Source organism: Peribacillus sp. TH27 (genome assembly GCF_016650915.1).
Lineage (GTDB): Bacteria > Bacillota > Bacilli > Bacillales > DSM-1321 > Peribacillus > Peribacillus butanolivorans.
The window spans coordinates 2,493,814-2,506,464 of the sequence record NZ_JAEKEV010000002.1 but is presented as its reverse complement, the minus strand read 5'-3'; the positions used below and the strand labels follow the sequence as shown (position 1 = coordinate 2,506,464).

Below are 12,651 nucleotides of genomic sequence, written 5' to 3'. Positions count from 1 at the left end.
ATGACCCTGAGAAAATTAGGATTTTTTGCAAACTTCACCAAAATCCAATGTTCCGCCACATACGCTCTACACATGTTGAAGTAGTAACAAAATTAGTTTTAAAATAAAATAGTAGACACTAATTAAAGTTGTGCATAAAGTGTGGACAAAGGAAGGAGAGAAGAAGGAGAAATCCCAATCCCTCAAGCCTTTCTCCTATCCTTGTGCATAACTTTTTTTAGAGGGGAGAAAGAACGACCTTATATATTATGGAGAAAAATGAAGTACAGCAATGAGGGTGTTTCATTGTAAAAAGCCCATTCTATTGAAACTTTTTTTAGTATACGTTTCAATACCAGTTTCTAATTACCATCAGATAGACAAGATTAGGAAAAACATCCATTAATATTATTTAAAGAAAATAATATATATTCAAAAAATTCATATTATAATACTTTATACTTATGCTATATTATAGGGAGAATTATTAATTATCACGTATAATTTAAGAATTGGAGTGATTTGAATGAAGAAACTTGGTTTATTTAGTATGTTTTTGATTCTTACTATCATTATCTCAGCTTGTGGAAGCAATGATGAAAAAAATGCAGGTGAGAAAGAGAAAAGTCAAAAGGTATATAAAGTTGGTGTGGATACGACATATCCTCCCTTTGAATTTAAAGAGGGAAACGACTATAAAGGTATTGATATTGAATTAATCAATGCAATAGCAAAAGACCAGGATTTTAAAATCAAATTTTCTCCAATGGATTTCGGTGGAATTATTCCAGCGATGCAAGCCAATCAGCTTGATGTCGCTATTGCAGGAATGAGCATTACAGAGGAAAGAAAAAAGGTAGTAGATTTCTCAACGCCGTATTTTGATGCAGGATTAACAGTGGTTGTTAAAAAAGATAATACAAGTACTAAATCAGTCGATGACCTTAAAGGAAAGACCATAGCAGTGAAAAAAGGGACAACCGGTGCTAAATATGCACAGGATAATTCCAAGAAACTAGGAATTAAAGTTGTTCAATTTAATGATAGTCCAGCTATGTTCCAGGAAGTAGCAAACGGTAATGCCGAAGCACTTATAGAAGATTATCCTGTTATCTCCTATGCAATTGCTCAAAAAGACCTTGGGTTAAAAATCGTAGGTGATCGTTTGAATGGAGATCAGTATGGAATTGCTGTATTGAAAGGGCAAAACCAGGATTTATTGAAAAAAATAAATGACGGTCTTGCTAATCTTAAAAAAGATGGAACATACGATGAAATATTAAAAACTTATCTTGGTGAATAGATTTATGCTTATTAGGCGCGCTTAAAGCGCGCTTTCTTTTTCTAAGGGGTGAATAGAATGGATATAATTGTTGCGGCATTGCCTATTTTATTAAAAGGACTTCAGGTGACACTTTATATCTTTGTAATTGCCATTATCCTAGGTTTTTTGATTGGTTTAGTGGTGGCCTTGCTGCGACTTGCTCCTATCAAGATCTTGAACTGGATTGCAAAGGTTTATGTAGATGCGATACGAGGAACGCCGTTTATTGTGCAATTGTTTTTTATATATTTCGGTGTGAATTCACTAAATTTGATTTCTTTAAACAGTACTACAGCTGGAATAATTACCGTTGCCATCAATGCAGGGGCCTATTTTGCTGAGATAATAAGAGCGGGAATTCAATCCATCGATAAAGGACAAACAGAAGCGGCAAGATCAATCGGATTCACTGGTACTCAAACAATGCGATATGTAGTACTGCCACAAGCCTTTAGAAGGATGCTTCCTACCATTACGAACCAATCGATCATTAGTCTAAAAGATACATCTCTATTATCCGTTATCGGTATAGCGGATTTAACACAGCAAGGGCAGATTCAGGCTTCGGCAACCTTTGAAGCGTTCAAGATTTGGCTTGTTGTTGGTGTAATTTACTTTATCATCATCTATTTGTTAACCCTTATTGCTAACTTCATAGAAAGGAGGGTACAAGTTCGATGAGCATCATTACTGTAAAAAACCTGAGAAAATCATTTGGAACTGTCGAAGTTTTAAAAGATATTAATGCAGAAATAAAAGAAAAGGAAGTAATTTGTGTAATAGGACCTTCTGGATCTGGAAAGAGTACATTTCTGCGCTGCCTGAATCTTCTTGAGGAAGTTACGGGCGGTGAGGTGGTCATTAACGGACATGATATTACTGACCCTAAAGCGAAAATCAATATCAACAAAGTTAGACAAGAGGTTGGAATGGTTTTTCAACATTTCAATCTATTCCCTCATAAAACCGTGTTGGAAAACATAACGTTGGGGCCTATTAAAATTCGTGCCACCGATAAAGCTGAAGCGGGAAGATTAGCGCTTGAGTTACTGGATAAGGTTGGGTTAAGGGAAAAAGCAAATAGCTATCCAGGAGAACTATCCGGAGGACAAAAACAACGGGTTGCCATCGCAAGGGCATTGGCCATGAATCCGAAGATTATGCTATTTGACGAGCCGACTTCTGCACTTGACCCTGAAATGGTCGGAGATGTTTTAGAGGTAATGAAACAACTTGCTAAAGAAGGTATGACAATGGTCGTTGTTACCCATGAAATGGGCTTTGCCCGGGAAGTTGGAGATCGTGTCATATTCATGGACGGAGGGTACATTGTAGAAGAAAATGAACCGAATGAATTATTCGGTAACCCTCAGCATGTTCGAACCAAAGCCTTCTTAAGTAAGGTGCTTTAGGAAGGTAGAGTGTGGGAATGAATGGCTAAAAGAGTGAATGCTTATCACTTAAGAGGCTTATAAAACTCACCGACGTAGAAGTTAAAATAAATTAAAGTTGTGCATAACGTGTGGACAAAGGAAAGAGAGAAAAAGGAGAAATCCTAATCCCTCAAGCCTATCTCCTATCCTTGTGCATAACTTTTTTTGTTTTAGAGGTAAAGGTTAATCGTGTTCCGCACCAAGCTTCAATCAGGCTAAACATTCATACAAAAAAGTAACCTATGCATTCAACACCTGCACAGGTTACTTCTCTAGTTACTGGGCCCCGTAACTAATCAAGTTCGTCATGATTCGATATCCTCCTGGTACCTGGCTTTGAATTTGCCGGTAGAGGACAAGGTTGGTGTAGAGATAGGTTCCTTTACCGTAATTGGCCATTAGGATTCCACCATCAAATGGTTCTTCATTTGGATCAGCCATGGAAATGAAAGTTTCAAATCGTTCGTCCCATTTCATTGGGAAGTACAATCCTCTTTCTTGAACCCAATTGTTCCAATCGTCCGTTGTTATTTTGTTTGGATAGTTGAAAAGCGCTGATTCTGGTTTCAATACGTTTACTGTGGCTTTTTCATCGGTTACTCTCCAGCGAATGGAGGGATTTCCGATTGTAAGTGGATATGGAGCAGTCGTCAGGGCATCCCATCCATCACCAGGTTTGTGGTATTGAACGACAAGGTGACCGCCGTTTTCTACGTATTGAAGTAAGCGCGCGTTATTTGTCTTTAGATCTTCTCGAGATAGATAAGCGCGTATACCTGTAACAATCGTGTCGTATTGGCTCAAATCACCTAATGCTAAATCATCAGCTGTTAGCTTTGTAATATTAAGACCTGCGTTGCTTAAGTAATCGGCTACTTTGTCAAATCCACTCTCAATGTAACCTACTTTTAGTGAAGCTGGCATTAAAAGCTCAAATGCAACGGTGTTGATTGCTGCTGGGTACTGGTAATAGAATGTTCCGATATGGTCATAGGTAATTTCTTGAATAGTAGAATCAAAGGTTTTTCCATTGACAGTAGCTTCTGCTTTTAGCTGATATTCACCATTTTGAATCGTCTTCGGTGGTATAAGGGTGAATTTTACTTGTTTTTCTTCTGATTTTTCATTAAATGATACGGTTGCTTTTGTAGGTAACACTTTCCAATTTTTAGGTATTTTTAAAGCGACGTTTGCTGATGTTTTTCCTTCTGTATAATTTTTTACAGTTACGGTTACTGGTATTTCTTCCTGTACATCTGCTGTGTTTACCACGATGTCTTCAGGTGAAAGGGTAAGACCCACATCAGGTAGGACAGCGATTGTTCCTTCCAATTCTTCTGTGATGGTAGTCTTGGTTTTACCGGATTCATATGAAATGTTGGTTGTAATGGCTGATTTGTCATAAGCATGGTAATAGGAAGCATCTTTTGGAACGTTAACCTGGTAGGTGATGGTCTCTGATTTATTTGGTGCTAGATTGATTGCTTTAGATTTTGTTTTAGCTTTCCATCCTTTAGGCACGTTCAATTTGGCAGAGAATTTTTTCAATGTTTGTTTTCCGGTATTCTTCACTGTTACGGTTACGTTCGTATTTTGACCTTTTGTAAGGATCGGAGAGGCTGATTTTGCTTGAACATATAGTCCTGAAGAGACATAACTAACGTTTTGTAATTGCTCTTCTTTTAATGAGAGCTTATGAAGCAAGTCGTTCTTCAACTCAGAGTTTAGCTTTGCCTTTTTAATTTGCGAAGTAAGTGAACGTACATGAGAAAGAGCTGTTTGGGATGTTGTGAAAACACGTTGATCATTCGGATAGGCCGCAACAACTGTGTTCAAATCCCGTTGTACATTTTTAAAATCAGATTTTAACTTTGAAGCTGAAGCTGGGAGTTTATCAGCCCATTCGGTAAAATTATAAGGTACTCCTGCAAAAAGGTCTGACTGGCCTTTCGTATCAACGGCGCTTTGTTTCAAATCTAGATGAACCAGGCGAGGCGCTGCAGGGATATCAGAGCCCATTCCTTGGCTTTTATGCAGATAGCGGGATTGTTCTCCAAGCTGTGGATAAGTCATACCGTATATTGGATCATAGGTACCGATTTCAATGGATGTGGTGGCTTTATCTGCGGAGGAAACAGGTAAATATAATTTTTTCACTTGCCATACTGATAGACCTTGTTTCAATTGTTGTGGAAAAACAGATGGATCAGCCGCATCCTTAAAAGCACGTTCACTTAAGATTGTCATTGTACGATGATGTCCATGCTGGGTATCATCATTTTGGAAGGATGGCATCAATATATCAGGCTGATATGTTCGGATAAACCGGATAAGCCGTTCATACGTGAGTTCCTCGCCCCATTTTTCTAATGTTTCTTCTGGTGTTTTCGAGAAGCCAAAATCATAGATAGGATCAGAGGTTGTTTCACTGAGATGATAGGCTTTAACCCCGGTAATTTTTGCAGCTTCTATCATTTCTCTTGAACGGATAATTCCAAGAGCATTGTCCAGTTCATCCCCAATTTCATTTTGTCCGCCTTCACCACGGTTCGCAATTAGGCTGGAGGTCTTCACACCTAACCCTCTCGATAAATAGGCGAGAAAGTCGCTGCGCTCATCATCTGGATGGGCACCGCTGTTTAAGAATGTAACGGCTGTCTCGAGTGGCTTGACCGCATTCCATAACTCAACATTAGGTTTTTCCTTTTTTGCTGCGTTACCTGCGAGCGGCAATAGTGAAAAAACTAACAAAAGTGAAAGCAAAGGTACCAAAATTTTTTTCATGCCTTCCTTTAACCCCTTTCAAATTTAATAAAAATCCTAAGCTTTTTTGAAGACTATGAAAAGTATGTTAGTAATATTACCTAACTAACTTGATGAAAAAGCTTATCTAATAAATAACACAATAGGTTATAATTGTAAATGAACCGAAATAACTATTAAAAACAGAGTATTTGAAATAATCAAAAAATAACTTGTGCACTTTCTTGATTTAAGTTATATTTTTACTTAATTAGTAAGATTTACTAACTAAATAATGTAAGGCCGTGATGTGATGAGTTTTAAGCGAACACCCAATCATCAAAAATACGTAAATAAAAAAAGAATCATTCAATGCATCCAAGAATGTTCATCTATTTCAAGGGCTGAAATCGCTGTTAAGCTTCAGCTTAGTAAACCGACAGTTTCTCTTGTTGTAGATGAACTTATACAGGAGAAATGGGTATTTGAGAAAGGAATAGGAGAGTCCTCTTCTCAAGGAGGGAGGCGGCCAATCCAGCTCTTTTTCAATGAGCGAGCGGCATATATCATAGGAACCGATATTGGCGGAACAAAAGTGAAAATCGTTTTATGTGATTTAAGTGGCAACATCCTTGCTGATACTAGTTTTTCAACAAATATTTATCTACAATCAGGTCTTCTTAAACAAATGGCTATTGAAACAGATCGGTTAATTGCAAAGAATCAGATCGCGAAAGATAGGATTTTAGGGATGGGAGTTGGGATTCCTGGTATTACGCAAACAGCAAGTGGACTAGTAATTGAGGCACCGAGTTTAGGGTGGATTCAGTATCCATTTATAGCCGAAGCGAAACGGTATTTCGATTTCCCTATCTTTGTCGACAATGATGTGAATGCTGCTGCTCTAGGTGAACAGTGGCTAGGGAACGCACAGAATAAGCGAAATGTACTGTTTATTGCAGTTGGCACAGGGATAGGAAGCGGCATTATCTTGAATAACCAGTTATACAGAGGGGCATCGAGTGCAGCTGGAGAGATGGGATATATGGTAACTAATAAAGAGGATATGAAGCGTGAATTTAAGCCGATTTTCCACAGATATGGCTATTTAGAAAGTGTTGCAGGAGGAAAGTCCATTGGTGCTCATTTTACTAGAGCAGTTCTCAAGGATCCTCATCATTCTTTTTTTGAACGGGCCCAGTCTTCTGAACTATCAGGTGAAGATGCTTTTTTGTTCGCAAAAAAAGGAGATTCGACAGCTATAGCTGTCATTAATGACGCCATCGAACATTTAGCCTACGGAATTGTCAATGCAGCTAGCTTGCTAAATCCAGAGGTCATTATTTTAGGAGGTGGTGTATTAAATTCATCTGAATACATTTTACCTAGAATTCGGGAGATTGTTGATCGATATCTTCCAAGTTTAGTAGAAATGAATACTTCACAACTGGGAGAAAACGCAGGAGTTTTGGGAGCGGTTTCCCTATTTTTAAGAGAACATGATAGCATTTTGAATTTTCATAATGAGGGGGATTATTAATGAAAAATAAGAAAAAGTCGTTTGTTTCAGTGCTAACTTTATCGGCAGCTTTATTGATTTCTGGATGTAGCAGTACAGATACAAAAACGAATTCGAATGCAGGCGGTGCCAAAGAAGAAAAAAGTGAATTAGAAGATAAGATTGTTGTTTATTCGCCGCATGGAAAAGATATTTTATCAAAATTCGAGACTCAGTTTGAAGAAAAATATAGCATTGATGTTGAGTGGCTTGACATGGGGTCCCAGGAAATCCTTGATCGTGTTCGATCAGAGAAAACTAATCCGCAGGCAGATGTTTGGTGGGGAGCACCTTCCACGAACTTTAACCAAGCAAAGGATGATGGACTGCTAGCTGCTTACCAACCTACCTATTCTGATAGTCTTGATGAAGGGTTCCACGATCCAGAATGGTATTGGACGGGAACGAGCCAGACTCCAGAAGTCATCATGTATAACAGCAAGGAACTATCAAAAGACGAAGTCCCAAAAGATTGGGATGAGCTGCTTGACCCGAAATGGAAAGATGAAATTATCATTCGCTATCCGCTAGCATCTGGAACGATGAGGACGATTTTTTCTTCGATGATTTATCGCACGTATAAGGATACAAATGATCCTCAAGAGGGCTATGATTGGTTAACGAAGCTCGACCAAAATACAAAAGAATATTCAGCCAACCCGGAAATGATGTATAACAAAGTAGCCAAAGGAGAGGGTTCACTATCTGTTTGGGCAATGCCGGACGTTGTCATGCTGAAAGAAAATAAAAACTATCCGTTTGAGTTTGTTATTCCAGAAAGCGGAACACCGGTGTTGACAGAAGGAATTGCCATTGTTGAAGGTGCCAAGCATCCAAAAGCAGCTGAAGCGTTTTATGAGTTTGTGAACTCACCAGAAGCTGCGAAAATTTTAGCTGAAGAATTTTACCGGATTCCGACAAGAAGTGATGTGACAGATTTACCTGAATGGATCACGGAAACAGATATTAAAACGATGGATATTGATTGGGATGTTTTCCAAGAAAAAGGTGACGAGTGGATGAAATATTGGGACGAAAATATTAAAAGTGGAGATAAAGAAATTAAAGAATAAGGAAGTGTCGTTGGGATGGCGTCAATAAAAATAGAGAATGTCCAAAAAGCCTTCGGAAAAACGATAGCTATCGATCATTTAAATCTGGAAATCAAAGACGGTGAGTTTTTTACCTTTTTAGGTCCAAGTGGCTGCGGTAAAACGACAACCCTTCGGATGATTGCTGGGTTTTATTATCCAACAAAGGGTGTCGTCCGATTTGGCGACAAAGATATGACGCGAGTACCTCCGGAGAAAAGAAATACTGGCATGGTTTTTCAAAACTATGCCCTTTTTCCTCACATGACGGTTTTTGAAAATGTAGCCTTTGGATTGCGCGTGAGAAAAGTTTCTTCAAGCGATTTAAAGGGGAAAGTGCTGGATGCACTTCGCAAAGTCAGGCTGGAGAACTACTCGGATCGTCAAGTGAGCCAGTTAAGCGGAGGACAGCAGCAGCGTGTAGCCCTTGCGAGAGCACTTGTTATTGAACCGGAAATATTACTGTTGGATGAACCATTAAGCAATTTGGATGCCAAGCTTCGTGATGAAATGAGAGCAGAAATCTTAAGACTGCAGCGTGATTATAAGATTACCACCATTTATGTCACACATGATCAGGCAGAGGCATTATCGATGAGTGATCGGATCGCCGTGTTCAATTTTGGGGTATGTCACCAGGTCGGGACTCCAGCAGAAATTTATAATCAGCCCGCTAATGATTTCGTGGCGAGTTTTATTGGTGAGATTAATCTATTGTCCGTTCAAGTGAAGAACGTTCAACAAGAGAATATAGTGGTTACCCTAGAAAACGGTGAAGAACCGGTAAAATTACTTGTACATAATCACACTAATGAAGGAGAGTTAATTCAACAGAATGAAAAGAACCTTGCAGTTTCGATTCGTCCTGAAGCAATCCGTATTCTTGATAAGGTCAAAGAAGGAACAAATATCTTAAAAGGAAAAATAGAATCTGTCCAATTCTTTGGATCTGTTGTGAATGTGATGGTGGATGTTCATAACGTGTTACTGAGGGTAGACGTATTAAACACACACGAATTCGGATACTTTTATCAAGGGAAGGAAGTGTATGTACAGCTTCCGGAGAAACAGCTGCGCCTCATCCCGGTCATAAGCGGTGATGCTCCATGATTAAAAATCGTGATACAAGGTTGACGATTTGGCTTCTTATACCAGTTGTATTAGTGCTCGCTGCATATGTTCTTTATCCATCATTGAGAACCTTTTTCGAAAGTTTGCAAAAAGACGGATCGATATCTTTCGGAAATTATCAGGATTTCTTCGTGCAGGAATCGAAAACGAACTTAGAAGCTCTATGGAACTCTGTTTATATATCAATTTTAAGTGTATTGGCTAGTGCCTTGATTGGTATTCCGCTTGCGATTATTTTTAACCGTTACGATTTTCCAGGCAGAAGCTTCTTTTCAACTGCAGCGATTTTGCCGATTGTTCTTCCATCATTAGTAGGGGTTATGGCCTTTATGTTTTTATATGGAGAATCAGGATTAATTCCAAATGCTATTAAGGATTTGTTTGGTCTTGATAAAGTTCCTTTTAAAATTGGCGGGGTTTCGGGAATCCTGATCGTGCATGCCTATACGATGTATGTATATTTTTATATGACCGTATCCGCTGCGATCAATAAAATTGATCCGTCTCTAGAAGAAGCTGCTTATAACTTAGGAGCGAATAAATTCAAGGTATTTTGGAATGTGACATTTCCATTATTAACACCTGCCATCGTTGCCGCTTCTTTACTTGTATTCATGATTTCAATGGCTTCATTCAGTGCCCCGTTTTTATTAGCTGGTGGGTACCGAGTGTTGAGCTTGCAAATATATTTTTCGAAAATTAATGGTGATATGGAAATTGCTGCTACTCAATCTGTAATTCTTTCCATTGTTTCGATTTCATTTCTATTATTCATGCGTTGGTATCAGAATAGGAAAGATTACCGCATGGCTTCAAAAGGAATCGGGGCACACAGGAGTGAAGTGAAAAATCCGCTTATGAAGTGGGTGATGGTGGTAACGGGTATCATCGGCGTACTTATTCTGCTTTTACCGCACTTTACGATTCTATTGCTTTCACTTGTACCGGATGGAACCTGGACGTTTCAAACGTATCCAACAGTATTTAATGTGGAAAATTACCGGCTTTTGTTTGAAGACCCTAATATTTTTAAACCGTTACGAAATAGTTTACTAATGGCTGTTATTGCCACACTAGCAAATTTGGTGTTTGGGGTCATAGCGTCCTATGTTCTTGTCAAACGGAAATTCATTGGGAAAAGCTTTATTGATATTCTAGTCATGATTCCATGGGCCTTGCCTGCAACGGTTATTGGGATGAACTTGATATTTGCATTTAATGAACCTAGCGTTTTTTCTTTCGGTCAGATATTAGTAGGAACATTTTGGATTCTGCCCCTTGCCTATTTCGTTAGACATATTCCGCTTGTTGTCCGCTCAACTAACGCCGTTCTAGAGCAGCTTGATGACTCGATTGAGGAAGCAGCAAGAAACTTGGGGGCAAAGTGGTTTTATACCTTCAGAAAGGTCATTTTACCGATTATTATGCCTGGCGTTTTATCAGGGACATTATTAGCCTTTATCGAGTCTGTAGGAGAATTCCCAACCTCAGTCCTATTGTATACGATTTCTAACAGACCTATATCTATTGAAATTATGAATCAGCTTCGGATGTTCAATATGGGGCAGGCAGCTGCTTATGGGATGATTCAAATCACGCTGATTGTTATTGTTCTTTTTATTTCGAATAAGTTTTTTGGAATCAAAGCAGAAAAAGCCTTATAAATCGGGGGTAAAAAGATGAGTAAGCTGGATGAATTTATCAAAAATGAAGGTAGTGTTTTTCCAGGAAAAACATATGTAGAAGAGCTTCTAATGCCAGTTTTTAATGATCAAAGAGATTACTTATTTCATGTGATGTTCGATATTCATCGAGCACATGTGATCATGCTTTCAGAACAAAAGATTATTAAAGAAGAAGAAGCAAAAATTATGCTGGATGGGATTCGGAAAGTGGCTCAAACAGATCTCACCCTCCTGACCTATCAACCTCAATTCGAAGACTTATTTTTCATGATGGAGGCAAAGATTGGCGAAGAAATCGGTCATGAGCTTGCAGGAAAGATTCATATCGGTCGCAGTCGTAATGATATGGGAGTTGCAATGTATCGGCTTGTTTTGAGGGGCCATCTTCTTCAATTAATTGGCTATGCAGACCAATTGAGTGAGTCATTCTTGGTGCAAGCTGAAAAGCATATAGAAACCTATATTACGGGTTACACGCATACTCAGCCAGCTCAGCCGACTACATTGGGCCACTACTTTCTAGCCATTTATGATGTTCTTCAAAGAGATATTGGACGGTTATGGGCAGCCTATGAAACGGTGAACCTATCCCCTCTGGGAGCAGCCGCATTAACCACAACTGGTTTTCCAATCAGCCGGAATCGTACCGCTGAATTGCTTGGCTTTGAGGCGGTTGTTGAAAATTCCTATGACTCGATTGGCGGGGCCGATTATTTATTAGAAACTGCAACTGCAATTATGACGTGCATGGTCAATACTGGAAGATGGATTCAAGATTTTTTGCAGCATGTGACAAGGGAGTTTGGTACATTTTATGTGGCAGATCCTTATGTTCAAGTAAGCAGTATCATGCCGCAAAAAAGAAATCCAGTATCAATTGAACATTCCCGATCAATTGCCAGCAGTGCGTATGGTGATGCGCTTGCTGCAATGAATATGATCCACAATACTCCATTTGGTGATATCGTCGATACGGAAGATGATTTACAGCCGCATTTATATCGAGCATTTTCGAATGCAGGCCGTGTCATGAAACTAATGTATGCAGTCATATCAACTTTGAAAGTAAATGAAGAACATACAAAAAAAATGGCCGCAAAATCTAGTATCACGGTTACTGAATTAGCAGATACTCTATCAAGAGATTACGAGATATCATTTAGGAAAGCTCATTCCATAGCTAGTCATATTGCAAAACGGTCGATAAGTGAAGGGAAAGAGTTATATGATTGGGACACACAAGACATTAACAAGATTATTAATGAATTCGTTTCAGTGAATATAGCAGAAGACGAATGGAAAAAAATCATCTCCCCCGAATATTTTGTGGAGATTAGAAGCATTCAAGGTGGGCCTAGCCCGAAAGAAGTTTCGAGGATGATTGTGAATAGAAAACAAAAACTAGAACAACAGGTGCAGGAATATAAGGAAATTGTTAAAGCTTTGAATGATAGAAGGAAAGCTTTAGTGGAATATTGAGGTTGCAGCTTTGGAAAATCCCGTAAGCAGAACAAGTGGAAAAGTCAGCATAATGATTAAAGACCCGGGAGGAAGTTGCCTGGGTTTTTTTTAGGTTCATTCCATTTTATTTAAATGTCATCTAACTATTTACAGGGCTAGGGCTTTGATAAATAATGCTGTTGATAATTGAATATAGCGAACGAATGTTCTAAAATGAGGGAACAGAACGAGAGTGAGGTGTATCGAA

9 protein-coding genes are annotated in these 12,651 nt (G+C 38.8%); 8 read left to right on the top strand and 1 reads right to left on the bottom strand.

Annotated features, from left to right (window positions below; all coding sequences use genetic code 11):
- The first annotated feature begins 505 nt into the window (after positions 1 to 505).
- The 3 genes from JFU24_RS13485 to JFU24_RS13475 are packed head-to-tail and all read left to right on the top strand — an operon-like array spanning position 506 to position 2,715.
- Entirely contained in the window at positions 506 to 1,282 is a 777-nt protein-coding gene (locus tag JFU24_RS13485) for a transporter substrate-binding domain-containing protein (RefSeq protein WP_053344380.1), read from the top strand.
- A 57-nt stretch (positions 1,283 to 1,339) separates the two neighbouring features.
- On the top strand, positions 1,340 to 1,984 hold the full coding sequence (locus JFU24_RS13480; RefSeq protein WP_053344381.1) for an amino acid ABC transporter permease: 645 nt from the start codon (positions 1,340 to 1,342) through the stop codon (positions 1,982 to 1,984).
- A complete protein-coding gene (locus JFU24_RS13475) occupies positions 1,981 to 2,715 on the top strand; it encodes an amino acid ABC transporter ATP-binding protein (RefSeq protein WP_053344382.1) in 735 nt (244 codons plus the stop codon). The genes JFU24_RS13480 and JFU24_RS13475 overlap by 4 nt, the downstream gene beginning before the upstream one ends.
- A 297-nt stretch (positions 2,716 to 3,012) precedes the next feature.
- Here the strand turns inward: JFU24_RS13475 and JFU24_RS13470 are convergent, their stop codons facing one another.
- Positions 3,013 to 5,520, bottom strand: coding sequence for an NEW3 domain-containing protein (locus JFU24_RS13470; RefSeq protein ID WP_201250098.1), 2,508 nt, complete (start codon positions 5,518 to 5,520; stop codon positions 3,013 to 3,015).
- 271 nt (positions 5,521 to 5,791) lie between these two features.
- Between JFU24_RS13470 and JFU24_RS13465 the strand changes: the two genes are divergently transcribed.
- The 5 genes from JFU24_RS13465 to argH are packed head-to-tail and all read left to right on the top strand — an operon-like array spanning position 5,792 to position 12,422.
- Complete coding sequence (locus tag JFU24_RS13465) at positions 5,792 to 7,018, top strand: ROK family transcriptional regulator (protein WP_201222243.1); 1,227 nt, start codon at positions 5,792 to 5,794, stop codon at positions 7,016 to 7,018.
- Positions 7,018 to 8,109 carry an extracellular solute-binding protein gene (locus tag JFU24_RS13460; RefSeq protein WP_056522461.1) on the top strand — a complete coding sequence of 364 codons (1,092 nt, stop codon included), beginning with the start codon at positions 7,018 to 7,020 and terminating at the stop codon, positions 8,107 to 8,109. Before JFU24_RS13465 ends, JFU24_RS13460 begins: the two co-directional genes overlap by 1 nt.
- A 15-nt stretch (positions 8,110 to 8,124) precedes the next feature.
- Positions 8,125 to 9,237, top strand: a complete 1,113-nt coding sequence (locus JFU24_RS13455) for an ABC transporter ATP-binding protein (protein WP_201250097.1) — start codon at positions 8,125 to 8,127, stop codon at positions 9,235 to 9,237.
- Positions 9,234 to 10,922, top strand: coding sequence for an ABC transporter permease (locus tag JFU24_RS13450; protein WP_201250096.1), 1,689 nt, complete (start codon positions 9,234 to 9,236; stop codon positions 10,920 to 10,922). Before JFU24_RS13455 ends, JFU24_RS13450 begins: the two co-directional genes overlap by 4 nt.
- 15 nt (positions 10,923 to 10,937) lie before the next feature.
- On the top strand, positions 10,938 to 12,422 hold the full coding sequence (argH, locus tag JFU24_RS13445) for an argininosuccinate lyase (RefSeq protein ID WP_201182997.1): 1,485 nt from the start codon (positions 10,938 to 10,940) through the stop codon (positions 12,420 to 12,422).
- The last annotated feature ends 229 nt before the right edge of the window (positions 12,423 to 12,651 follow it).

Bases quoted from the DNA above. Each gene is read 5' to 3' on its own strand.
- JFU24_RS13460 (WP_056522461.1), top strand. From the start codon at position 7,018: ATGAAAAATAAGAAAAAGTCGTTTGTTTCAGTGCTAACTTTATCGGCA.
- JFU24_RS13450 (WP_201250096.1), top strand. From the start codon at position 9,234: ATGATTAAAAATCGTGATACAAGGTTGACGATTTGGCTTCTTATACCA.
- JFU24_RS13470 (WP_201250098.1), bottom strand. From the start codon at position 5,520: ATGAAAAAAATTTTGGTACCTTTGCTTTCACTTTTGTTAGTTTTTTCA.
- JFU24_RS13455 (WP_201250097.1), top strand. From the start codon at position 8,125: ATGGCGTCAATAAAAATAGAGAATGTCCAAAAAGCCTTCGGAAAAACG.
- JFU24_RS13475 (WP_053344382.1), top strand. From the start codon at position 1,981: ATGAGCATCATTACTGTAAAAAACCTGAGAAAATCATTTGGAACTGTC.
- JFU24_RS13485 (WP_053344380.1), top strand. From the start codon at position 506: ATGAAGAAACTTGGTTTATTTAGTATGTTTTTGATTCTTACTATCATT.
- JFU24_RS13465 (WP_201222243.1), top strand. From the start codon at position 5,792: ATGAGTTTTAAGCGAACACCCAATCATCAAAAATACGTAAATAAAAAA.
- argH (WP_201182997.1), top strand. From the start codon at position 10,938: ATGAGTAAGCTGGATGAATTTATCAAAAATGAAGGTAGTGTTTTTCCA.
- JFU24_RS13480 (WP_053344381.1), top strand. From the start codon at position 1,340: ATGGATATAATTGTTGCGGCATTGCCTATTTTATTAAAAGGACTTCAG.